General features: G+C 69.0%; 19 protein-coding genes. 12 read left to right on the top strand and 7 right to left on the bottom strand.

The window, feature by feature from the left end:
• Positions 1 to 43 precede the first annotated feature (43 nt).
• From mycP to ACFVXE_RS32705, 3 genes are all read left to right on the top strand, one after another.
• Positions 44 to 1,267, top strand: coding sequence for a type VII secretion-associated serine protease mycosin (gene mycP / locus ACFVXE_RS32715; RefSeq protein WP_389676686.1), 1,224 nt, complete (start codon positions 44 to 46; stop codon positions 1,265 to 1,267).
• A gap of 270 nt (positions 1,268 to 1,537) precedes the next feature.
• Positions 1,538 to 1,888, top strand: coding sequence for a hypothetical protein (locus ACFVXE_RS32710; RefSeq protein WP_389676684.1), 351 nt, complete (start codon positions 1,538 to 1,540; stop codon positions 1,886 to 1,888).
• A 63-nt stretch (positions 1,889 to 1,951) separates the two neighbouring features.
• Positions 1,952 to 2,260 carry a WXG100 family type VII secretion target gene (locus ACFVXE_RS32705; RefSeq protein ID WP_389676682.1) on the top strand — a complete coding sequence of 103 codons (309 nt, stop codon included), beginning with the start codon at positions 1,952 to 1,954 and terminating at the stop codon, positions 2,258 to 2,260.
• Positions 2,261 to 2,328: 68 nt separating this feature from the next.
• On the opposite strand, the gene ACFVXE_RS32700 is transcribed toward ACFVXE_RS32705, so the two are convergent.
• The 5 genes from ACFVXE_RS32700 to eccCa form a co-directional block, all read right to left on the bottom strand.
• Positions 2,329 to 2,562 carry a DUF397 domain-containing protein gene (locus ACFVXE_RS32700; RefSeq protein ID WP_389676681.1) on the bottom strand — a complete coding sequence of 78 codons (234 nt, stop codon included), beginning with the start codon at positions 2,560 to 2,562 and terminating at the stop codon, positions 2,329 to 2,331.
• 151 nt (positions 2,563 to 2,713) lie between these two features.
• Positions 2,714 to 3,724: a hypothetical protein gene (locus tag ACFVXE_RS32695; protein WP_389676679.1), complete on the bottom strand. Its 1,011-nt coding sequence runs from the start codon at positions 3,722 to 3,724 to the stop codon at positions 2,714 to 2,716.
• A gap of 59 nt (positions 3,725 to 3,783) precedes the next feature.
• Positions 3,784 to 6,087 carry a hypothetical protein gene (locus tag ACFVXE_RS32690; RefSeq protein WP_389676677.1) on the bottom strand — a complete coding sequence of 768 codons (2,304 nt, stop codon included), beginning with the start codon at positions 6,085 to 6,087 and terminating at the stop codon, positions 3,784 to 3,786.
• A gap of 480 nt (positions 6,088 to 6,567) precedes the next feature.
• Positions 6,568 to 7,020, bottom strand: a complete 453-nt coding sequence (locus ACFVXE_RS32685) for a hypothetical protein (RefSeq protein WP_389676675.1) — start codon at positions 7,018 to 7,020, stop codon at positions 6,568 to 6,570.
• An 85-nt stretch (positions 7,021 to 7,105) separates the two neighbouring features.
• Positions 7,106 to 11,065: a type VII secretion protein EccCa gene (eccCa, locus tag ACFVXE_RS32680; RefSeq protein WP_389676674.1), complete on the bottom strand. Its 3,960-nt coding sequence runs from the start codon at positions 11,063 to 11,065 to the stop codon at positions 7,106 to 7,108.
• 184 nt (positions 11,066 to 11,249) lie between these two features.
• Here eccCa and eccD point away from each other — a divergent pair, with 184 nt between their 5' ends.
• The 6 genes from eccD to ACFVXE_RS32650 all read left to right on the top strand — a co-directional run bounded on the left by eccD (position 11,250) and on the right by ACFVXE_RS32650 (position 18,492).
• Positions 11,250 to 12,731: a type VII secretion integral membrane protein EccD gene (eccD, locus tag ACFVXE_RS32675; protein ID WP_389676672.1), complete on the top strand. Its 1,482-nt coding sequence runs from the start codon at positions 11,250 to 11,252 to the stop codon at positions 12,729 to 12,731.
• Between the two features lie 283 nt (positions 12,732 to 13,014).
• Positions 13,015 to 13,305 (top strand): 30S ribosomal protein S15, encoded by a 291-nt coding sequence (gene rpsO / locus ACFVXE_RS32670; protein WP_018551846.1) that lies wholly within the window; start codon positions 13,015 to 13,017, stop codon positions 13,303 to 13,305.
• A gap of 308 nt (positions 13,306 to 13,613) precedes the next feature.
• Entirely contained in the window at positions 13,614 to 15,827 is a 2,214-nt protein-coding gene (locus tag ACFVXE_RS32665; protein ID WP_389676671.1) for a polyribonucleotide nucleotidyltransferase, read from the top strand.
• Positions 15,824 to 17,203 carry a M16 family metallopeptidase gene (locus ACFVXE_RS32660; protein WP_389676670.1) on the top strand — a complete coding sequence of 460 codons (1,380 nt, stop codon included), beginning with the start codon at positions 15,824 to 15,826 and terminating at the stop codon, positions 17,201 to 17,203. The genes ACFVXE_RS32665 and ACFVXE_RS32660 overlap by 4 nt, the downstream gene beginning before the upstream one ends.
• 24 nt (positions 17,204 to 17,227) lie before the next feature.
• A complete protein-coding gene (gene dapB, locus ACFVXE_RS32655; protein ID WP_389676669.1) occupies positions 17,228 to 17,980 on the top strand; it encodes a 4-hydroxy-tetrahydrodipicolinate reductase in 753 nt (250 codons plus the stop codon).
• 14 nt (positions 17,981 to 17,994) lie between these two features.
• The gene (locus ACFVXE_RS32650) at positions 17,995 to 18,492 is read left to right on the top strand and encodes a hypothetical protein (protein ID WP_389676668.1); all 498 of its coding nucleotides are present in this window, start codon (positions 17,995 to 17,997) and stop codon (positions 18,490 to 18,492) included.
• Positions 18,493 to 18,572: 80 nt separating this feature from the next.
• Here ACFVXE_RS32650 and ACFVXE_RS32645 read toward each other — a convergent pair whose 3' ends face one another.
• On the bottom strand, positions 18,573 to 19,124 hold the full coding sequence (locus ACFVXE_RS32645) for a hypothetical protein (RefSeq protein ID WP_389676667.1): 552 nt from the start codon (positions 19,122 to 19,124) through the stop codon (positions 18,573 to 18,575).
• Between the two features lie 126 nt (positions 19,125 to 19,250).
• Positions 19,251 to 19,490 (bottom strand): hypothetical protein, encoded by a 240-nt coding sequence (locus ACFVXE_RS32640; RefSeq protein WP_389676666.1) that lies wholly within the window; start codon positions 19,488 to 19,490, stop codon positions 19,251 to 19,253.
• Between the two features lie 187 nt (positions 19,491 to 19,677).
• On the opposite strand from ACFVXE_RS32640, the gene thyX reads away from it, so the two are divergent.
• The 3 genes from thyX (at position 19,678) to ACFVXE_RS32625 (ending at position 23,282) form a co-directional block, all read left to right on the top strand.
• On the top strand, positions 19,678 to 20,415 hold the full coding sequence (gene thyX, locus ACFVXE_RS32635) for an FAD-dependent thymidylate synthase (RefSeq protein WP_389676664.1): 738 nt from the start codon (positions 19,678 to 19,680) through the stop codon (positions 20,413 to 20,415).
• A 152-nt stretch (positions 20,416 to 20,567) separates the two neighbouring features.
• Positions 20,568 to 21,467: a 4-hydroxy-tetrahydrodipicolinate synthase gene (gene dapA / locus ACFVXE_RS32630; RefSeq protein WP_389676663.1), complete on the top strand. Its 900-nt coding sequence runs from the start codon at positions 20,568 to 20,570 to the stop codon at positions 21,465 to 21,467.
• A 129-nt stretch (positions 21,468 to 21,596) separates the two neighbouring features.
• Positions 21,597 to 23,282: a ribonuclease J gene (locus tag ACFVXE_RS32625; RefSeq protein WP_389676662.1), complete on the top strand. Its 1,686-nt coding sequence runs from the start codon at positions 21,597 to 21,599 to the stop codon at positions 23,280 to 23,282.
• The last annotated feature ends 346 nt before the right edge of the window (positions 23,283 to 23,628 follow it).

Raw genomic sequence — 23,628 nt, 5'->3', positions numbered from 1 at the left:
CGCACCGGCGGCAGAGATCGTGCGAATCGGGGGAGCGGAACGAATGTCGTACCGGAAGACGGCCCTGCTGACGGCGGCCACCGCCGCGCTGGCCGCACTCGCTGCGCCCCACGCGGCGTACGCCGCCGAAGGCGCCCGGAGCTCCGGGCGGCCGGTCCTGGACGGCAGCGGTGAATGCACCTTCCCGATGAAGAAGCAGTTCGCGGGCAGGCCCTGGTCGCTGCAGCGCGTCCTCCTCGACGAACTGTGGCAGGACACCAGGGGCAAGGGCGTCCGCGTCGCGGTCGTCGACACCGGCGTCGACAACGCCAACCCGCAGCTCAAGGACGCCGTCGACGCGTCGTCGGGCGCCGACTACCTCAAGGGCGGCAAGAGCGATGGCACGGTCGACGAGGTCGGTCACGGCACCAAGGTCGCCGGCATCATCGCGGCCCGCCCCGTCAAGGGCACCGGTTTCGTCGGTCTGGCCCCCGAGGCCACGATCATTCCGATCCGCCAGAACGACGAGAAGAACAGCGGCAAGGACACCACGATGGCCACCGCGATCGACCACGCAATCGCCGAGGGCGCCGGGGTCATCAACATCTCCCAGGACACCACGAAACCACTGACCCGGACGTCGGCGCTGGGGAAGGCGGTGGCCAGGGCGGTGGACAAGAACATCGTCGTGGTCGCCTCGGCGGGCAACGACGGCATGGACGGCAGACTGCGGAGCACCTATCCGGCGGCCTTCGACGGCGTCCTCGCCGTCGCCTCGTCCGACCGTAACAACGAACGCGCCGCGTTCTCCCAGGCGGGCACGTTCGTCGACGTCGCCGCACCCGGCGTCGACATCGTCTCCACCGTGCCGGGCTACGGGCAGTGCAGCGACAACGGCACCAGCTTCTCCGCACCGTACGTGGCCGGGGTCGCCGCCCTGATGCGCGCCAAGTACCCGAAGTGGACGGCGGCCCAGATCGTCGCCCGGATCGAGCAGACCGCCGAACGCGCCGTCAACGGCCATGACGACTACGTGGGCTGGGGCGTCGTCGACCCGGTCCGCGCGCTGTCCGGCGACGACACCCCGCAGGACGCTCCGCATCCGGACGCGGGACCGCCCAAGGCCCAGGCCCCCGACGCGGCACGGCTCTCGATGTCCGAGACCTCGCGGGAGCGCAGCGAGCGGTACGCGACATACGCACTGGCCCTGGCGGCCGTACTGATCTCGGTGGTCGCCGGAACGGCGACCGTCGTCAGGGACATCCGGCGGCGGCGCGACGCGCGCTGAGCGGTGCGCACACGCCACCGCGAAGCAACCCTCCTCTCCGGAAGCGCGGTTGGGGGAGGGAGGGCGAAATGGCTAGGGTAGGAGCCGACTTCACGAATGTGACGGGGGGAACGAGACGTGGTCGCATCCGGTCCGGGGCGCGGGAACACCGGCGCCGCCTTCCCCCTTCGCGCACTCTCCCCCGACTCCGCGCCAGGAGCACTCGGGGCTGGAAGGAAGCCTGGCCGCACGCTGCGGTCAGGACCGGGAACTGAGAGATAGGACTTCCGGATGACCAACCCCACAGGCGGTTTCGCACTCGCCGACGATCCGATCACCCAGGCGAAGAACAAGATCATCGAGACCGCCGGAGCGGTCAGTCGGCAGTCCAGGGAGCTTGCCGACATCCTTGAGACGGCCGCCGCCGGATGGACGGGTGTCGGGGCCTCGGGGTTCACTTCCGCACAGCTCGTGATCAATGAGGACCACGACCAGATCCGCCGGATGCTCAACGTCCTCCTGAACGCGGTCGGCGAGACCAAGAACCTCAGCAACGCCAACGACGAAGAGGTCCGCGCGGCCTTCGGCGCCGTCAAGCACGAGTCGGCGCCCGCCAACACCTCCGGGCTGAACGGCGTCTGAAGGGGCGCCCGAACCGCGCCGCATCCCGCATTCCGCACACGCCGAGCACCGAGGAGCAGACAGATGACCGGAAGCGACCCGAACACCAAGGTCAGGTACGAGAGCGTCCAGGAGATGGCGAACCGCATCCGTACGGTCTCGCAGAACATCGTCAAGGACCTGCAGGAGATGAACACCGCACTGAAGGTCGTCACCGACACCTGGGACGGTGAGGCCCACCGGGAGTACATGGCCCTCCAGCACAAGTACCGGGGCAGGGCCAACGACATGAAGGACCGGCTGGAACAGGTCGCGAAGATCATCGAGAACGGCAAGGGCCAGTACCGCGCGACGGACCTCAAGTCCTCGCGCGCGTTCACCGAGGCGTACTGACCTCGGGCGGACACGGGGAAGGGGCACGCCACGGCCGGCGTGCCCCTTCCCCGCGTCCGCGCGGAGCCCTACGTCAGGTCGAACTCGCCGTCCCGCGCGCCCAGTACGAAGGCGCGCCACTCGGCATCGGTGTACCGCAGCACCGTCCCGGGATCCAGCGAGGACCGCATCGCCACGGCCCCGCCCGGCAGATGCGCGATCTCGACGCGCTCCTCGGCCTCTTCCGTACCGGGGGCACTCAGCCACTCCACCCCCGAGATGTCGAGTGCGTACAGCTCGTCCTTCTCCGCTTCCGTCCCCATCAGGTGCCTTTCCTCTCCGTGGCGGAGCGTGTTCGTCGCCCGCGTGCAGACTATCCCCGCTCCCGCGCCCCACAGGTGCGGTCTGGACAGCCTCCGCACCACGGTGGTAGGGGACCGCCCGGCCCGCACGAACACCTCCCGCGCCGAGCGCTCAGGACGCACCCAGGCTCCGGGCCAGCTCGAAGTACGCGGTCTCGTTGCTCTGGCGGCACATCACCTCCACGGGCTCCGCGCGTTCGCGGTCCATACCGACGGCCTCGGCCCAGGCGGTGAACATGAACGTCCCCTGCTTGCGCAGCCGGTCCGTCCGCTCCCCGGCCGGCACCGACGCCAGCGACTCCCGCCATTTCCCGGCGATCCGGTCGGACAGTGCGGACCCGGCAACCGCCGAGGCGGCCGTCGTCGGCCTGCGTAGCCGGGCGTACACCGCGTCCGTCCAGCGGTCCCCGGACGACGCCCCCTTGTGCCGCACCACATCGGCGGCGATCGCGTCGTAGCTTCCCAGCGCCGACGCGTTGGGCGCGGGCACCACCGACAGGGCGTCGCCCTTCGCCCCCGCGGACAGCGAGGCGAGCTGCGCCGCCCCCCACTCCGTCTGAGCGTTGCGCAGCACCGCGTACGCCGCCGGGTCCTCCGCGACGGCCCGCAGTACGCCGACGAGCTGCTCCCGATACGCCGAGAAGTGGTAACCCGCCTTGTCCTGCCACGCGGCGTCGTCCCGGCCGCCGGCGCTGTTGTACTCCGAGTTGAGCCCGTCCAGGATTTCCTGGGTGTCGTTCGCGTAACCGGCCAGAGCCTCGGCGAGCGGTATCCGGAGATCCGCGGCGACCGCCCGGCCATTCCCGTCGAGGCTGTCGTTCACGGCCAGCAGGACCTGTTTCATGCCGTCGGCCTGAGCCCTGGTGCGCGGCCCGGGACCACCGCCCGTGGTGCTGACCGCCACCGCCGCGCCCAGCTCCGAGCAGTTCATGCCGGACGAGTAGTGCGAACCGAGCGCGGACTTGACGCGGGGATCCTTGACGAGCGAGCCGCATCCGGCCGTCGTATGTCCCCGGCCGAGCAGCAACCACGCCCCCCCGGCCAGAATTACGATGATCAGCGAGGCCGTGACCCCGTACAGCAGGCGGCGGCTGCGCGGCGCATCGGCAGACGGTCCGGACATGCGGTGTTCCCCTTCGGTGAGCGAGCGATCGAAACGCTGGGAGGTCTGTCGTCGCACGGTCAGTTGGTTGTGTCGGTGAGGTACTTGTGGGCGAGCGTGCCACCCGATGTCTCGCCGTTGTGGATGAGCCGCTTCAGCGTCCTGACCTTGTCCTCGCCGGCCTCGGTGCTGGTGTCGATGTCACTGCGCCCCGTGGCCCAGCCGTCGACGGTGTCGCTGACCTGCTGGGTCGACTGGAGATACCGGTCGGCGATCTCGGCGTTGGCCTTCATGTCTGCCTCCCCCTTCATTTCGTTGCCCCACTCCCAGGCCCAGGTGTCCACCCCGCGCTGCAGCATGTCTCCGATGGGGAGCGCCTTCCCGCCCAGGGGCAGGGTGAGCGGCGTGACGGCTCCGCCGATCACGTGGTAGGCGACCTTGGCCTTCCAGTCGGCCTCGCTGTACGCCGCCGTTCGGCCGTCGTTGATCACGTCCTCCCGGATCGACGTGTATGCGCCGAGGACCGCACCGGCGTCCCCCCAGCGGCCGCTGTGATCGAAATCGGTCTGCCCGTTCGGAATGTCATTGAGGATGACGTTGAGATGACGTGCCTCGGCCTTGTGCAGCGTGGCATAGGCGTCCGGGTCCTCGGAGAGCCCGCGCATCACCTGGATGAGGTCCTTCGATGTCGTCGACAGATGCCCTCGGCCGTCGGCGTCGGCGAAGTACCCTTCCGCCCGGTTGCTGATGTACTCGCTCGACGTCTCGCTGATGATCTCGTGTGTGTCGGATGTGTACTCGGCGAGAGCGTTGGCGACGGGCTGCCGCAGATTGTCCGGGACAGGCGCGTCCGTTCCCTGCCCCTCGCCCGGTGCGAACTGGTCGAGGATGCCGTTCATGACGCGTGCCTGTGCCTCGTCGTGCTGGGCGCCGGGCCAGGGGTCCTGACCAGTGCCGAGCGGTACGTGACCGGTTGCGGCTGCTTCGAGCGCGGCGCCCAGCCCCATCCGGTTCGTCGGGTCGTCCATCGTGGTGATGCTCATGCCCGTGATGGTGTGCCGAGGCCACTCGCGGGAGCCGTCACCGCTGCCGACCAGATACTTCAGATGGTCGTTGGCGACGTGATTGTCCTGACCGCCTCCGTCGATCCCGTTTCCGTTCGGGTCGAAGAACGCTGTGGCGGCGCCGGGGTTCTTGCTCATCACGCCCATCAGGCCGTCGATGGCGTCCGTCTCGATCCCGTCGTGGCCCGGGCCCCACTCCTCGAAGATCCCCTCGTTGTCCTTCTCCGCCGCGATGAGTTTGTCGCCCATCTCGTAGAGGAACTGGTCGTCGAACTCCGTGTCGGCCTGCTGCATCATGGTGACAACGGTCTGGTATCCGTAGAGCGGGTTGTCGTCGTGCCCGTAGTTCCTGCTGCCTGTCCTGTCGAGGTCGTTCATCCACTTCCGGTAGAACGTGCCCTTGTCGCTGGTCACCCATTTCTTGAATGCGTCCGAGCCAGGAGGTGCGTCCTTCACGCTGCCGGGCACTCGGGTGGCTGTGGCGACGGAATTGGCGAGGCCCTTCTCGATCTCCAGGTACTGGCTCCTGTGCTTCGTGTCGGAGCCGTAAGCCCGGCCGTTCAGCTTGTTGGTCACCTGGATCAGGCCGTCCGGCCCGAGCCCGGCGAGGAGCGTCTGGGAGAATGCCTTGTTGTGGGAGTTGTCCCGCACCGCACGCTGGAACTCGGCCATATCGGCCGCGGAGACGTTTTCGCCGTGATTGATCCGGGTGGCGATCTCCGCGGTGTTCTCCGCCTCGTACTTCTCGATGTCACCTTGCGCATGTGCGTTGAATCCGACGCCCAGCGTCTCGTCGTTCTTGTCGCCGTAACCGTCCCTGGTCACGGCGTCGAGCGCGAGCTTCACACCCTGGTCCGCGTCGTCCAACGCCTTGACACAGGTATCCATGGCCTCGGACCACGAGGACACCGCGGTGCGGACGCTCTTCATGTAGTCCGGGTCGTGGTGCAGCGCGGAGCGTTCCCCGTCCGTGAGCCTGTCGTAGTCGTAACTGACCACACCCGTCTCGGAGACCCGCATGCCGGCCTTGACGGCCTCTGCCCTTTTGCACTCCAGGTTCTTTTTCAGCCGTACGAAGTCGTCGTGTGCGTCGCGGAGCAGCGAGGCTATGGCCTTGGCCTGCGTCTGGGCGGCCGCGTACTCGTAACGGGTGGCCGCGAAATTGGTGTGTGCGGTGTTCGCGCTCATGCCCGACCACGAGGCTCCGAGCGTGATGCTCTGAACGCTGTCCTCGTACCGTTTCTCCACCTTCTTGATCTCCGCAGCCATACCGTCCCATTTGTCGGCTGCTGTAGTCAGCCGACTCAGATCGGTAGTCATGACGTCGTGGTAAGCGAGCATCTGTCCCCCATGATGTGACTGGCTTGCTGTGCGGCTGTTCGACAAGTCCCTGTCTGGCCGGGCGGGGCCAGGCTGTCAGGGCAACTCCGTGCAGAGCGCCCGTGTCAGCGCCGTGACCGACAGAGCTGCGTCACCGGCCCTGCCGCCTCAAGTCGCACGGTGGCGCGGGCTCCCGGACCGGCGCGCTCGGGCTGGCCCGGCTTACCGGCCGCTGTGCGCCCGGGATACGCGGCCGGCCCATTGAGACTGACCGGGACACCGGATTCCCGGGTCCCGATGCTGCCGTCCGGGGCCGCGGCGTCGCTGCCGTCCGGCTTCCCGCTCCCTGCGAGCTGCGCCGGCGCAGGGAGCGCGGTCGAGACCGCGCCCGGCTCTCGTCGGAATCGCTTCACGACCGAACCGGTCCCGACGCACCGGCCGTCCCGCAGCCGCCTCCCACCCGGCGGTGGGCCGCACGCCCTACAACCCGTCGAGCCCGGAGGTGTACGGGCCGGGCTGCGGCTTCAGCAGCGGGGTGAACCGTGACTTGATCAGTTCCTCCTGCCCCGTGAAGAGGCCGGCCGCGCCGCGCAGCGCGCCCTTCTCCGTGGACAGCCGGCCCATCAGCACCTTGACCTGCTTGTCCCAGGTGTCCATCACCTTCTTGAGACCGGCCCCGGTGTCCCAGCCGTCGAACTCCTTGACCGCTGCGGCGGACGTCTCGTCCGCCCAGTCGGTGGCCTTCTTGGTGTTCGGCTCCAGCTCGTTCTCGATCGTGTTCGCCGCGGCCTTCTTCTGCGGCGGTGTGGCTGCGAAGTCCTGGCCGCCGAGCCCCGGCAGCGGGCCCTCACCCGTGCCGTTCAGCTCCATGCGGGTGTCCTGTCGCTCCGCCGCCTGCTTGCGCAGCAGACCCCAGTTCTCGTCGAATCCCATGCTTTTCTCCCGGAACGGTGTGTGCCCGTATGGGCGGTGACGTGGTGCCGGGGCCGGGCGCGTCACACTTCGCCGGCCCTTCGTCTCAGTGCTGCTCGGGCAGCCGCCCGATCTGCAACAGCGGGTTCCCCCGCCGCCGCGAGGCGAAGTACCCGCGCCCAGGCGGCATCGCGTGCCCGCGCACCGACCCGATCAGATCGCCCTCGGACGGATCGCCGGACAGCACCACGCCCTGTGCGCCCAGCTCCTTGATGCGCTGCATGAATGTCTCGTACATCGCCCTCGACGCCCCAGCCGAGTTGCGCGCGATGATGAACCGGACACCCGTGTCCCGTGCGAACGGCAGAAACTCCGTCAGCGGGGCCAGCGGATTGCCCGCGTTCGTCGCCACCAGGTCGTAGTCGTCGACGATGATGAAGATCTGCGGCCCGGTCCACCAGCTGCGGTCGCGCAACTGCTGCGGGGTGACATCGGTCGGCGGCTGCCGCCGCTCGAACACGCCCGCCAGCGCCTCCATGTGCATCTGCATCGAGCTCGCCATCGGCGCGTACTCCAGCAGATGGCTTTCCGGCAGGGCGCCCAGCAGGGTCCGCCGGTAGTCGCCGACGACGAGCTTCGCCTCGTCGGGGGAGTAGCGCTCCGAGATCTGCTTGGCGATCAGCCGCAGCAGGTTCGTCTTCCCGGATTCGCTCTCGCCGAAGACCAGGAAGAACGGATCCGTCTCGAAGTCGACGAACACCGGCTCCAGGTCGGTCTCGTCGATACCGACCGCGATGCCCCGCTGCGGGAACTCGAAGCCCTTCGGCAACTGCTCGGCAGGCAGACTGCGCGGCAGCAGCCGTACCGGCGGGGCCGCCGGACCCGCCCAGTTGGCCCTCACCACCTCGACGAACGCGGCCGTGCCGTCGGCGAGATCGGCGGCGCCGCTGCTGGAGTCGATACGCGGCAGTGCGCCCATGAAATGCAGCTTCTCCGGTACCTGACCACGGCCGGGGACACCTTGTGGCACGTTCACCGCGACCCTGCGGTCGAACTCGGAGTCCATGACGTCACCGAGCCGCAGTTCGAGCCGCCCGAGGATCTGGTCCTTCAGTGCCGCCCGCACCTCCATGTACCGCGCGGCCGTGATGACGACGTGGATGCCGTATCCGAGTCCGCGCGCGGCGATGTCCGTGACCACCTGCTCCAGCATTTCGTACTCGGTCCGGAAGCCGCCCCAGCCGTCGACGACAAGGAAGACGTCGCCCCACGCCTCACCGGGGAGTTCCCCGAGGGCCCGCTTGCGCCGGTAGGTGGCGATGGAGTCGATGGAGTGCGCGCGGAAGAACTCCTCGCGCCGGTTCAGCACCCCGGCGACCTCCGCGACCGTACGCCGCACCCGCTCCGGGTCCAGCCGGGAGGCCATCGCGCCGACATGCGGCAGCTCCGCCAGCGAGACCAGCCCGCCGCCACCGAAGTCGAGCCCGTAGAACTGCACTTCGTGCGGGGTGTGGGTGAGCGCGAACGACGAGATCAGCGTCCGCACCAACGTCGACTTGCCGGACTGCGGACCGCCGACGACCATCATGTGGCCCGCGGCGCCCGAGAAGTCCCGGTACAGCACCTCGCGCCGCTGCTCGAACGGCTTGTCGATCAGCCCGAGCGGAACGGTCAGCCCGCCCGGACGCGTGTACTCCGTCGAGGTGAACCCCCTTTGCGCGGAGGGCGCGAGCCCCGGCAGCAGCTGGTCCAGCGTCGGCGCCCGGTCCAGCGGCGGCAGCCACACCTGATGGGCCGGCACCCCCTGGCCCTCCAGACGCCGCACGATCACGTCGAGCACCGTGTCGGCGAGCGCGTCGTCCTCCGCGCTCGTCCGGGCGGCGACCACATGCGCCGGGTCCGGCGCCGCGTACACCACCGGCACCGGCAGCGCGCTGAACACCGCGGGCCGCCGCTCGACCGGCAGCGCCCCCACCGGGAGATCGGGGCCGCCCGTGCGGTACGTCCCCGACACGTACGCCGCCTTGAACCGGGTCATCTCGTCCGTACCGAACTTCAGATAGCCGGAACCCGGCACCGACGGCAGGTGGTACGCGTCGGGCACACCCAGCGCCGTTCGCGACTCGGCGGCCGAGAAGGTCCGCAGTCCGATCCGGTACGACAGATACGTGTCCAGACCGCGCAGCTTGCCCTCCTCCAGGCGCTGCGAGGCGAGCAGCAGATGCACTCCCAGCGACCGGCCGATCCGGCCGATCTGGATGAACATGTCGATGAAGTCGGGCTTGGCGGTGAGCAGTTCGGAGAACTCGTCGATGACCAGGACCAGTGAAGCCAGCGGCTCCAGCGCCGCGCCCGCGGCCCGCGCCTTCTCGTAGTCGTGCATGTTGGCGTAGTTGCCGGCCGACCGCAGCAGCTCCTGGCGGCGCTGCAGCTCACCACGGATGGCGTCGCCCATGCGGTCCACCAGCGTCAGGTCGTCCGCCAGGTTGGTGATGACCGCCGCCACGTGCGGCATCTGCGACATCCCGGCGAACGTCGCGCCGCCCTTGAAGTCCGCCAGCACGAAGTTGAGTGTCTCCGAGGAGTGCGTGACCGCGAGCCCCAGCACCAGGGTCCGCAGCAGCTCCGACTTACCGGACCCCGTCGCCCCGACACACAGCCCGTGCGGGCCCATGCCCTCCTGCGCCGCCTCCTTCAGGTCCAGCATCACCGGCCGGCCGTCCTCGCCGACCCCGATCGGCACCCGCAGCCGCTCGGAGACCGACCGCGGCCGCCAGGTGCGGGCCACATCGACCGCGCCGGCATCGCCCAGGTTCAGCAGATCCGTGAAGTCCAGGTTGGCGAGCAGCGGTTCGTCGTCGTCGCCCCCGCCCATCCGCAGCGGCGCCAGCTGCCGGGCCAGCGCCTCCGCAGCCGGCAGCGAAATCCCGTCCGGCACACCCTCGTACGCAAGCCCCGCCCCCGACTCCAGCCGCAGCAGCCCCGGACGCACCACGGCGGAGAGCCCGCCGCGCGGCTCGTCCAGCTCGCCGGGCACCAGCTCGACGATCGTCACGCCCTGCAGCCCCTCGGCCGCCGCGAAAAGCGACTCCGGCGGCACCATCCCGCCGTCCAGGACCACCACCAGGTGCGGCTGGTCCAGCAGCGGCTGACTCTCCCGGCCGAACCGCGGGCGCCCGTCGAGCCGGCTCGCCAGGAGCTGTTCCAACTCGCTCAGGTCATCGCTGAACAGCCGTTTGGTGCCGGCTCCGTCGAGCTGCCCCGGCAGCTGCACATGAGGCAGCCACTTCGTCCAGTCCCAGCGCGCCACCGCACCCGGCGCCGCCACCACGGCGACCATCAGATCCTCGGGGGAGTGCAGCGTCACCAGCTGGCCGACCATCGCCCGCGCCACCGAACGGGCCGCCTCCGGCTGGCCGGAGACCGTCACGTGGTAGAACGCCCGCATCGACACGGCCATCGGCAGCCCGTCCAGCACCCCGTGCACGGCGAGGAACTGTTGCATCGCTCCCGCACACATCGGTTCCAGCTCCTCCACCGGCGCGGTGTCCGGAGCGACCAGCGGTGTCGACAGCTGCTGTGCTCCGAGCCCGACCCGTACCTGCCCGAAGTCCTTGTCCCCGATCCGCCGCTCCCATACCCGGCTGCCCTCGGCGACCACCGACCACAACTGCTCGGGACCGGGCTGCAGATACAGCTGCACGTCACGCTGGGCGCGCGCGGTCCGGCGCACCGTACGCCGCGTCTGCGCCAGGTATTTGAGATAGTCGCGCCGCACATCTTCCATTTGCCCCTGCGTACCGCGGCGGTGGCGGACCAACTGCGCGATCACCATGCCGACGGTCGAGACGAGCATCAGAACGCCCATGACGCGCATGAACGAATTGGCCTGCGGCGTGAAGAAGAAGACCACCGACGACCCCATGCCGAGCACCGGCAGGACCTGCATCAGCATGCCCTCCTGCTGACCGCGCGGCAGTTCGGGAGGAGACTCCAACGTCAACTCGTCCGCAGGCAGTTCCGGCGGCAAGGACCGTGGAGGCCGCTTCACGACGATCTGGCTCACCGGTACACCGTTCCCTCGGTCCGACGGGCGGAAGGCCTGTCGGACCTGTACCGAGCCCCCCGTGGCTGGCTGTGCTTGCGGACGTCCTCCGCGCGACGGCGATCCTACGTGCAGATGGCTTTCCGCCGCCCCGGTAGGGTGGCGCGCGCACTGTGCGCAACCGCGAATCAGGGGGACCACAAACGTGAGTACGACCGCAGCGACGGGTTTCTGCCGCGTCACCGTCGTGGCACCCGACAGCCGCATCGATGTCGCACTCCCGGTGGACATCGCCGTCGCCGACGTCTACCCGGAGATCCTCCGGCTCACGGGCCAGACCCAGCCGGTCGGAACTCCGGCCGGCTATCACCTCGTACGCCGTGACGGGACCGTTCTCGACGGCGCGCGCACCCTCGCCGCCCACCAGGTGCTCGACGGTGAACTGCTCAGCCTGCGCCCCTTCGCGCAGTCGCTGCCGCCCGCCGTCTTCGACGACGTCTCGGACGCCGTCGCCTCGGCCGTGACCCGCGACCGCCACCTGTGGAGCGACGAACTGCTGCGCGGCGCAGGACTGGTGGGTGGTGTGCTGCTGCTCGTACTGATGGGCTTCGTCCTCTGGTTCGCCGATCCCCTCCGGCACGACATGCACAGCCTGCCGGGCGTCGTCGCGGGCTGCGCGGCCCTGCTGCTGACCGCCTGTGCGGGGGTCCGCGCCCGGGTCTACGCGGACCGGGCCACCGCCGTCGCCCTCGGCCTCGGCGCCCTGCCCCTCGCACTCATCGCGGGCTCGGGCGTCATCGGGCCGGACGCCGGTCAGGGGCCCGGCCGGCTGCAGTTCCTGCTCGGCTGCGTCACCGTACTGGTGGCATCGGTCGTCCTGGTCGCCGTCTCCCCCAGCGGGGACGCCCCGTTCGTCGCCGCGACCTTCCTCGCCACCGTCGGCACCCTCGCCACCTTCGTCGCGATCCTCGCCGAGTCCTCGGCCACCGCGGCCGCCGCGGTCTGCGCCCCGGTCACCCTCGGCCTCGTCGCCTTCCTGCCCGGCCTCTCCGCCCGCTTCGCCCGGCTGCCCGTCGGCTACGCGTCGCCGCGCACCGCCCCCGCCGGCTTCGACGACCACCTCACCGGCCAGGACGCCGCCCCCGACGGCCACGGCGCCCCCGTCGACGCCGACCGCATCGCCGCCCAGGCGCGCCGCGGACACGAGATGCTGCTGGGCCTGGTCGGTGGCTGCGCCGGGGTCGTGGTCGGGTCCGCGGCCGTCCTGGGGTTCTCCGACAACATCTGGGGACAGTTCCTCGCCCTCGCCGCCGGCCTGGCGATGCTGCTGCGGGCACGTCTTTTCCGCTACACCTCGCAGGTCGCCTGCGTCCTGGTGGCGGGCATCGGCGCCGTGGCCCTGCTGATACTGGGCCTCTCCCTGAACCCGCCGGCCGGTCCGGTCCACGAACTGTTCCGTTACGGGGACCGTGGCTCCCTGGACATCCGTACGATCTGGCTCTCCGCTGCCGTGGCCGCGGGCGCCGCCCTGCTCACCGGGATCGGCCTGATCGTCCCGCGCAAGGGTCTCTCCCCGTTCTGGGGCCGTCTCCTCGATCTCACGGAGAGCGCCGTCCTCCTCTCCCTCGTCCCTCTCTCCCTGGCCGTACTGGACATGTTTGCCAGGGCCAGGTCCATGACCAGCTGAAACGGGGCCCGGCGGCGCCCGCCCCCGCAAGCGGCGCCCCGGGCCGGCACGCACCCGGCCGGCGAGCGGGGCGGCGCCGCCGGGACGACCGACTCCGCACCGGCACCCCCGGGGAACCCGGCTCCGTGGGACTGGTACGCTGTGTGACGGCCGTTTGTGTACGCGCCCCCGGATCATCCTGAGGGCTGCGCTCATCGGACCTTCGCCCCCGAGTAACGGAAGACCCCCTGAGAACAAGACCAGGGGCACTCGTGGGCGCATCGAACACCAAGAGGAGTACCGCGTGCCGCTCGACGCCGCTACGAAGAAGCAGATCATGACCGAGTTCGCGCAGAAGGAGGGCGACACCGGTTCCCCCGAGGTCCAGGTTGCCATGCTCTCCCGCCGCATCTCGGACCTGACGGAGCACCTCAAGACGCACAAGCACGACCACCACTCCCGTCGTGGTCTGCTGATCCTGGTCGGCCAGCGTCGCCGCCTCCTGCAGTACCTGGCCAAGAAGGACATCCAGCGCTTCCGTGCCCTGGTCGACCGCCTCGGCATCCGCCGCGGCGCGGCCGGCGGCGCCAAGTAAGTTGCCGTGAAGGGAGCGGTTCCCACGACTGAGGGAACCGCTCCCTTTGCTGTACGTACAGGACGTGTCCGGCTCGCCCGGACGACCGGAATGCCAAGCTGAGCCGAACCTCAGTAATCTGGTCCCAGAACGTCCCACAGACGAGCGGTGAGCAGCCTCCCCGCCGCCGGTCCTCGGTAGTGGCCCCCGGACAGAGCAAACCGGGTGCTTCGATCGAAGACCGGCCCGCCGATGGAGGGCTTCTCCGCACCGTTCCCCGCCACACGGGCGAGGGGGCGAGAAGACGATATGTATCGGAGAAAACGCTAGTGGAGAACGAGACCCACTACGCCGAGGCCGTTATCGACAACGGAACCTTCGGCACCCGCACCATCCGCTTCGAGACGGGCCGCCTGGCCAAGCAGGCCGCCGGCTCCGCCGTCGCGTACCTGGACGACGACACCATGGTGCTGTCGGCCACCACCGCTTCGAAGAAGCCCAAGGACCAGCTCGACTTCTTCCCCCTCACGGTGGACGTCGAGGAGCGGCAGTACGCCGCCGGCAAGATCCCCGGCTCCTTCTTCCGCCGCGAGGGCCGCCCCTCCGAGGACGCGATCCTCACCTGCCGCCTGATCGACCGGCCGCTGCGCCCCTCCTTCAAGAAGGGCCTGCGCAACGAGATCCAGATCGTCGAGACGATCATGGCGCTCAACCCCGACCACCTGTACGACGTGGTCGCGATCAACGCCGCCTCCTGCTCCACGCAGCTGGCCGGCCTGCCCTTCTCCGGCCCGATCGGTGGCACCCGTGTCGCCCTGATCAAGGGCCAGTGGGTCGCGTTCCCGACGCACACCGAGCTCGAGGACGCCGTCTTCGACATGGTCGTCGCCGGTCGCGTCCTCGAGGACGGCGACGTCGCGATCATGATGGTCGAGGCCGAGGCCACCGAGAAGACCATCCAGCTCGTCAAGGACGGCGCCGAGGCCCCGACCGAAGAGGTCGTCGCCGCCGGTCTCGAGGCCGCCAAGCCGTTCATCAAGGCCCTCTGCAAGGCTCAGTCGGAGCTCGCCGCCAAGGCTGCCAAGCCCACCGGCGACTTCCCGGTCTTCCTCGACTACCAGGACGACGTCCTGGAGGCGCTCACCGCCGCGGTCAGCACCGAGCTCGCCAAGGCGCTCACCATCGCCGGCAAGCAGGAGCGCGAGGCCGAGCTGGACCGCATCAAGGAGATCGCCGGCGAGAAGCTGCTCCCGCAGTTCGAGGGCCGCGAGAAGGAGATCTCCGGTGCCTACCGCGCGCTGACCAAGAAGCTGGTCCGCGAGCGCGTCATCAAGGACAAGGTCCGCATCGACGGCCGTGGCGTCACGGACATCCGTACGCTCGCCGCCGAGGTCGAGGCCATCCCGCGCGTGCACGGCTCGGCGCTGTTCGAGCGTGGCGAGACCCAGATCCTGGGTGTCACCACCCTGAACATGCTCCGGATGGAGCAGCAGCTGGACACCCTCTCCCCGGTGACCCGCAAGCGCTACATGCACAACTACAACTTCCCGCCGTACTCCGTCGGTGAGACCGGCCGCGTGGGCTCGCCCAAGCGCCGCGAGATCGGTCACGGTGCGCTCGCCGAGCGCGCCATCGTGCCGGTGCTGCCGTCGCGCGAGGAGTTCCCCTACGCGATCCGCCAGGTCTCCGAGGCGCTGGGCTCCAACGGCTCGACGTCCATGGGTTCGGTCTGCGCCTCCACCATGTCGCTGCTGAACGCCGGTGTGCCGCTCAAGGCCGCCGTCGCCGGTATCGCCATGGGTCTGATCTCCCAGGAGATCGACGGCAAGACCCACTACGTCGCCCTCACCGACATCCTCGGTGCCGAGGACGCGTTCGGCGACATGGACTTCAAGGTCGCCGGTACCAAGCAGTTCGTCACCGCGCTGCAGCTCGACACCAAGCTCGACGGCATCCCCGCCTCGGTCCTGGCCGCCGCGCTGAAGCAGGCCCGCGACGCCCGCCTCCACATCCTCGATGTGATGAACGAGGCCATCGACGTCCCGGACGAGATGTCCCCGAACGCCCCGCGGATCATCACCGTCAAGATCCCGGTGGACAAGATCGGTGAGGTCATCGGCCCCAAGGGCAAGATGATCAACCAGATCCAGGAGGACACCGGCGCCGACATCACGATCGAGGACGACGGCACCATCTACATCGGTGCCCAGCAGGGCTCGCAGGCCGAGGCCGCCCGCGCCACGATCAACGCGATCGCCAACCCGACCATGCCGGAGGTCGGCGAGCGCTACCTGGGTACGGTCGTCAAGACCACCACCTTCGGTGCGTTCGTCTCCCTCATGCCGGGCAAGGACGGCCTGCTGCACATCTCGCAGATCCGCAAGCTCGCCGGTGGCAAGCGTGTGGAGAACGTCGAGGACGTGCTCGCGGTCGGATCCAAGGTCCAGGTCGAGATCGCCGAGATCGACTCCCGCGGCAAGCTCTCCCTCATCCCCGTGATCGAGGGCGAAGAGGACGAGAAGAAGGACGACGCCGCCAAGTGACGTCCCGTAGTTCCGTGACGACGGCCCGCGCCTCCTCCGAGGCGCGGGCCGTCGCCCGTACCCAAACGCTTCTCAAGGGCAGCAACGGCGTCGGCACCGTCCGCCGTACGGTTCTCCCCGGCGGTCTGCGGATCGTCACCGAGACCCTGCCCTCCGTACGCTCCGCCACCTTCGGCATCTGGGCCAACGTCGGATCACGCGACGAGACCCCCACTCTGAACGGCGCGACGCACTACCTCGAGCACCTCCTCTTCAAGGGCACCGACCGGCGCAGTGCCCTCGACATCTCGTCCGCGATCGACGCGGTCGGCGGCGAGATGAACGCCTTCACGGCGAAGGAGTACACCTGCTACTACGCGCGGGTCCTCGACACCGACCTGCCGCTGGCCATCGATGTCGTCTGCGACATGCTGACCGGCTCGCTGATCGCCTCCGAGGACGTCGACGCCGAGCGCGGTGTCATCCTCGAAGAGATCGCGATGACCGAGGACGACCCCGGCGACTGCGTGCACGACCTGTTCGCGCACACGATGCTCGGCGACACCCCGCTCGGGCGGCCGGTCCTCGGCACCGTCGACACGATCAACGCGCTCAACCGTGGCCAGATCGCCCGCTTCTACAAGAAGCACTACGACCCGACCCACCTGGTCGTCGCCGCCGCCGGCAACGTCGACCACGCCACGGTCGTACGCCAGGTCCGCAAGGCCTTCGAGCGCGCGGGCGCCCTGTCCCGTACCGACGCCGCGCCCGTCGCACCGCGTGAGGGATCACGCACCCTGCGGACCGCCGGCAGGGTCGAGGTGCAGAGCCGCAAGACCGAGCAGGCCCACGTCGTCCTCGGCATGCCGGGGCTGGCCCGCACCGACGAGCGCCGCTGGGCACTGGGCGTACTCAACACCGCCCTCGGCGGAGGCATGAGCTCCCGCCTCTTCCAGGAGGTGCGGGAGAAGCGCGGACTGGCCTACAGCGTGTACTCGTACACCTCGGGCTTCGCCGACTGCGGACTCTTCGGCGTGTACGCGGGCTGCCGGCCCAGCCAGGTCCACGACGTCCTGAAGATCTGTCGCGACGAACTCGACCGGGTGGCGTCCGACGGACTGACCGACGAGGAGATCGGCCGCGCCGTCGGACAGCTCTCCGGCTCCACCGTCCTCGGCCTCGAGGACACCGGCGCCCTGATGAACCGCATCGGCAAGAGCGAGCTGTGCTGGGGCGAGCAGATGTCGGTCGACGACATGCTGGCCCGGATGGCGCAGGTCACTCCCGACGACGTCCGCGCGGTGGCGGCCGAGGTCCTCGGACAGCGCCCGTCGCTCTCCGTCATCGGCCCGCTCAAGGACAAGCAGGTCGGCCGCCTCGACGAAGCGGTCTCCTAACTCCACCCGTAAGGAAGCAGAGCAATGAGCAAGCTGCGCGTGGCCGTTCTCGGCGCCAAGGGCCGGATCGGATCCGAAGCCGTACGAGCCGTCGAGGCCGCCGACGACATGGAACTGGTGGCCGCACTCGGCCGCGGCGACGAACTGGAGACGGTCGCGGAAGCCGGCGCCCAGGTCGTGGTCGAACTCACCACGCCCGATTCGGTGATGGGGAACCTCGACTTCTGCATCCGGCACGGCATGCACGCGGTCGTCGGCACCACCGGCTGGACCGACGAACGGCTCGCGCAGCTCACCACCTGGCTCTCCGATTCCCCGCGGACCGGGGTGCTCATCGCACCGAACTTCTCCATCGGCGCCGTACTCACCATGAAGTTCGCGGCGCAGGCCGCCCGCTACTTCGAGTCCGTCGAGGTCGTCGAACTGCACCACCCCGACAAGGCCGACGCCCCTTCCGGTACCGCCACCCGCACCGCGCAGCTGATCGCGGAAGCGCGGAAGAAGGCCGGCTGCGCCCCGCAGCCGGACGCCACGGCCACCGCGCTCGCCGGTGCCCGCGGCGCGGACGTCGACGGGGTCCCGGTCCACGCGATCCGGCTCCGCGGCCTCCTGGCCCACCAGGAGGTGCTGCTCGGTGGTGAGGGCGAGACCCTCACCATCCGCCACGACTCCCTGCACCACAGCAGCTTCATGCCGGGCATCCTGCTCGGTGCACGGCGTGTGGTGACCACTCCGGGCCTCACCTTCGGCCTGGAACACTTCCTCGACCTGAACTGACTGAGCCCATCGCCATGCGCGCAAAGATCTCTTATCTCGTCACCGCCGCCGTCCTGGTCTTCTACTTCGTCCTGGTCGGCAGCCGCGGCGTGCTGCTCATCGAGCACGGGACACTGCTCACGATCACTTTCGGGGTCGCGGTGCTGATCCTTCCGGTGATCGGTATCTGGTTCCTCTGGAAGAACACGCAGTTCGTCCGCAGGGCCAACGCCCTCGCCGCGGAGCTCGACACCGAGGGCGGTCTGCCGGTCGACGAGCTGATCCGTACCCCGGGCGGCCGTATCGACCGTGACTCCGCCGACGCGGTGTTCGCACGGCGTCGCGAGGAGACCGAGGACTCCCCGGGCGACTGGCGCTGCTGGTTCCGGCTCGCTGTCGCCTACCAGGACGCCCGGGACACCCCGCGCGCCCGCAAGGCCATGCAGCGCGCCATCGCCCTGCACATGAATGCCGCCCCGGCGGGCGCGGCCGGCCCGTCCGCAGCGCCGGGCACGCCGGGCACGGGCGACTGACGACAGAACTGAGCCCGTGCGGCGAACCGGGAAGGAACGGTTCGCCGCACGGGCTCAGGCGTTGGCTGCGCCGGTACGCGTCAGCTCTGCCGGTACTCGTCCCCCCACGCCTCGATGGTGTCGGCAGCCCGGTCGAAGGCCTCGCCGCGGCCGAGGAAGTCCGCGTTGCTGTCGGTGATCAGCGGCGGAAGCGCCTCGCCACGTCGGCGTACGAGTATCAGGGCCTGTCCCTGCACGGTGCGGGGGAACCCGAGCCACTTCACCGGCTGCTGCACCGTACGGACCCCGGCGGCCTGGTTCCACGGCACGGTCGTCGTCCTGAAGAAGCCCACCCGCCGCACGCCGTGCCGGCTCACCCAGACACCGACCCGCAGCAGCCGTAGGGCGCAGACGATCACCACGAGGGCGAGGCCGAGACACCCGGCCGCCCCGGACAGTGCCCCCGCGACGGCGATGATCATGGCCGCGAGCAGCACGAACGAGGCAAGCAACAACAAGGTGGCCGCCGCCCCGACCCGCCACGGCCCGGGGCGGTAGGGGCGCCGCCAGCTGTCATGGTCGTCGAACGGCAGCGCGGTGTCCTCAACGCTCGCGTCAAACGCGCGGTCGGCCGTCAGAAAGGGCAGGGGCACGACTGATCCTCACTCACAAGCACGCTCGATTGCTGTGCCCGGTGAGGCTATCGAGCACGTCACCGTCCCTACCACCCCAGGGGGTCTGTACGAGTCAGGCTCCGTGCGCGTCGGGCTCCGTGCGCGTCAAGGTCTGTGGGCGGCCTCGGTCTGCTGACCGTGCGAGGGCGTCTGCTCCGGAGTGAGGGCGGGAAGACCGAAGAGCAACGATCCTGCGAGACCGGCGACGACGGTCAGTCCCACGAGGGTGCGGGCCGCGAGCTGGGAGACGGTGGCGCGCTCCCGGGGCGGCGGGGTGACGTTGCTGCGGAATCGCGCGGCCTCGGCCACGAACGAGAACGGGACGGCTTCACGCCGGCGGAACATGAGGGAGGACTCCTTGGAACGCTGTAACGGGTGCTGCTGACAAGTCAGACGTCCGGCGAGCCCGTTCGGTGCCATGAATGGCCGAATTGGCCGAAGAAATCCCGGGAGGGGCCTTGCGCGCCACGTTGTCGGTGGTGGCCCGTAGAGTGGGCGCCGCCCGAGCGACGCAATTGGAAGGACCCCGCCGGTGACCGAGACCCCCGAGCCCGCAAAGCCCAGCTTCCGCAGCGATGTCACCGTCGAGCTGGTGAAACACTCCGCAGCCGACTCCGACGTCCTGTTCGCCGCCCGTGTCTCCACGGCCGGCGAGCAGTCCCTGGAAGAGGTCACCAAGGACCCGGAGCGCTCGAAGGGACTCATCAATTTCCTGATGCGCGACCGTCACGGTTCCCCGTTCGAGCACAACTCGATGACGTTCTTCATCAGCGCCCCGATCTTCGTGTTCCGCGAGTTCATGCGCCACCGGGTCGGCTGGTCGTACAACGAGGAATCGGGCCGCTACAGGGAGCTGGAGCCGGTCTTCTACGTCCCCGGTGAGAGCCGCAAGCTGGTCCAGCAGGGCCGCCCCGGCAAGTACGAATTCGTCGAGGGCACCCAGGCCCAGCAGGAGCTCACGGGCCGCGTCATGGAGGACTCGTACCGCCAGGCGTACGAGGCCTACCAGGAGATGCTCGCCGCCGGAGTCGCCCGCGAGGTCGCCCGGGCCGTACTCCCGGTCGGACTGTTCTCGTCGATGTACGCCACGTGCAACGCCCGCTCGCTGATGCACTTCCTCGGCCTGCGCACCCAGCACGAGCTGGCCAAGGTGCCGTCCTTCCCGCAGCGGGAGATCGAAATGGTCGGTGAACAGATGGAGGAGCACTGGGCGCAGCTCATGCCGCTCACCCATGCAGCCTTCAACAAAAACGGACGCGTAGCCCCGTAAGCGGTGTCCGTATTGCGGCGTTTCGCGAAGTTCATCTAGGCTGATCAAACGGACCCGGCACTGCTTGAACCCCCGAGCAGGCAGTGCCGGGCTCCTATCCCTTGTCCCCCCGAAGGACCACCGGGCGCTGAGCAGCGAGTAGCGTGTTACCCATGGCTCCGATCTCCACTCCGCAGACCCCCTTCGGGCGGGTCCTCACCGCTATGGTCACGCCCTTCACGGCGGACGGCGCACTCGACGTCGACGGCGCCCAGCGGCTCGCCGCCCATCTGGTGGACGCAGGCAACGACGGCCTGATCGTCAACGGCACCACCGGCGAGTCCCCGACCACCAGCGACGCGGAGAAAGACCAGCTCGTACGGGCTGTGCTGGAAGCAGTGGGTGACCGGGCCCATGTCGTCGCCGGCATCGGCACCAACGACACCCGCCACAGCATCGAGCTCGCCCGGACGGCCGAGCGCTCCGGCGCCCATGGCCTCCTGGCGGTCACGCCGTACTACAACAAGCCGCCGCAGGAAGGCATCTTCCGTCACTTCACGGCCGTCGCCGACGCCACCGGCCTGCCGGTGATGCTCTACGACATTCCCGGCCGCAGCGGTGTGCCGATCGACACAGAGACGCTGGTCCGGCTCGCCGAGCACCCGCGCATCGTCGCCAACAAGGACGCCAAGGGCGACCTCGGCCGTGCCAGCTGGGCCATCACCCGGTCGGGCCTCGCCTGGTACTCCGGCGACGACATGCTGAACCTGCCGCTGCTCTCGGTGGGTGCGGTCGGCTTCGTCTCCGTGGTGGGCCACGTCGTCACCCCGGATCTGCGCGCCCTCATCGAGGCATACCTCGGTGGCGACGTCCAGAAGGCCACGGAGATCCATCAGAAGCTCCTGCCGGTCTTCACCGGAATGTTCCGTACCCAGGGCGTGATCACGACCAAGGCCGCGCTGGCCCTCCAGGGCCTGCCCGCGGGCCCGCTGCGCCTCCCTCTGGTGGAACTCACCCCGCAGGAAACGGCGCAACTCAAGATCGATCTCGCCGCCGGTGGGGTACAGCTGTAGGCACAGACTTCACAACTGAATACGCGAAGAACACTCGCAAGAGCGACATCACTGACAACAGCAAGTGCACGAATGACATGCGCGCCACGTGCCTCAGCGGTACGTGGCGCGCGTGGTAAGGAGAGTCTTTTGAGTCATCCGCATCCCGAACTCGGCACCCCGCCGAAGCTCCCGAAGGGCGGCCTCCGCGTCACCCCGCTCGGCGGCCTCGGCGAAATCGGCCGCAACATGACGGTTTTCGAGTACGGCGGCCGCCTGCTCATCGTCGACTGCGGAGTGCTCTTCCCCGAGGAGGAGCAGCCCGGAATCGATTTGATCCTGCCGGACTTCACCACGATCCGGGACCGTCTCGACGACGTCGAGGGCGTCGTCCTCACGCACGGCCACGAGGACCACATCGGTGGTGTCCCGTATCTGCTGCGCCTGAAGCCGGACATCCCGCTGATCGGTTCGAAGCTGACCCTCGCGCTGATCGAGGCGAAGCTCCAGGAGCACCGCATCCGTCCGTACACCCTTGAGGTCGCGGAGGGACAGCGCGAGCGCATCGGCGTCTTCGACTGCGAGTTCATCGCGGTCAACCACTCCATCCCGGACGCCCTCGCGGTCGCCATCCGCACACCTGCGGGTATGGCCGTCGCGACCGGTGACTTCAAGATGGACCAGCTCCCGCTGGACGGCCGGCTCACCGACCTGCACGCCTTCGCCCGGCTGAGCGAAGAGGGCATCGACCTTCTCCTCTCCGACTCGACGAACGCAGAGGTCCCCGGCTTCGTGCCGCCCGAGCGGGACATCTCCAACGTCCTGCGCACGGTCTTCGCCAACGCCCAGAAGCGCATCATCGTGGCGAGCTTCGCCAGCCACGTGCACCGCATCCAGCAGATCCTCGACGCGGCGCACGAGTACGGCCGTCGGGTCGCCTTCGTCGGCCGTTCGATGGTCCGCAACATGGGCATCGCCCGTGATCTCGGCTATCTGAAGGTCCCCGCGGGCCTGGTCGTGGACGTCAAGACCCTCGACGACCTGCCGGACGACGAGGTCGTGCTGGTCTGCACCGGCTCGCAGGGCGAGCCGATGGCCGCGCTGTCGCGCATGGCCAACCGCGACCACCAGATCCGGATCGTCCAGGGCGACACGGTGATCCTGGCCTCGTCGCTGATCCCGGGCAACGAGAACGCGGTCTACCGCGTGATCAACGGCCTGACCCGCTGGGGCGCCAACGTCGTCCACAAGGGCAACGCCAAGGTCCATGTCTCGGGCCACGCCTCGGCCGGCGAGCTGCTGTACTTCTACAACATCTGCAAGCCGAAGAACCTGATGCCGGTCCACGGCGAATGGCGCCACCTCAGGGCCAACGCCGAACTGGGCGCCCTCACCGGTGTTCCCAAGGACCACATCGTCATCGCCGAGGACGGCGTCGTCGTCGACCTCGTCGACGGCAGGGCCAAGATCGTCGGCAAGGTCCAGGCGGGTTACGTGTACGTCGACGGCCTCTCGGTCGGAGACGTCACCGAGACATCCCTCAAGGACCGCCGCATCCTCGGCGACGAGGGCATCATCTCGGTCTTCATCGTGGTCGACAGCTCGTCCGGCAAGATCACGGGCGGCCCCCACATCCAGGCCCGGGGCTCCGGGATCGATGACGCGGCGTTCAGCGCCGTCGTGCCGAAGATCGAGGAAGCGCTCAACAAGTCCGCCCAGGACGGCGTGATGGAGCCCCACCAGCTCCAGCAGCTGGTCCGCCGCACGGTGGGCAAGTGGGTCTCCGACACCTATCGTCGGCGCCCGATGATCCTTCCCGTGGTCGTCGAGGTCTGACCCCGACACGCGTGAACTCCGGAGCGGGGCCCTCGATTTGCATCGGGAGCCCCGCTCCAGTACGTTTACGGCTCCGCCAGATCGGGAAGCAACCCGCGCACTCGTGCGCAGAGGCCTCCCCGAGGAGGGCGGAGAATCCGACTCAGTACTTCTGATAAAGTCGGGTGCGCCGAAAGGCAAAGGCCAATCCAAAGGTCACCGGAATCAAATTCGGACCGGAAACGGAACGAATAAGAGTCTGGTAAATTGGAACTCGCCGGAAAGGGAATCGCGAAAGCGAGGAGCTGGAAGGCGCAGTAAAAATTCTCCTGCTCCGCAGGGGGCCGCTTCGACCGGGAATCGGACA

It is taken from the genome of Streptomyces sp. NPDC058231, from assembly GCF_042882275.1.
Classification (GTDB): domain Bacteria; phylum Actinomycetota; class Actinomycetes; order Streptomycetales; family Streptomycetaceae; genus Streptomyces.
Note: the sequence above shows the minus strand (reverse complement) of the source record. Positions and strands in the feature narration are given on the sequence as shown.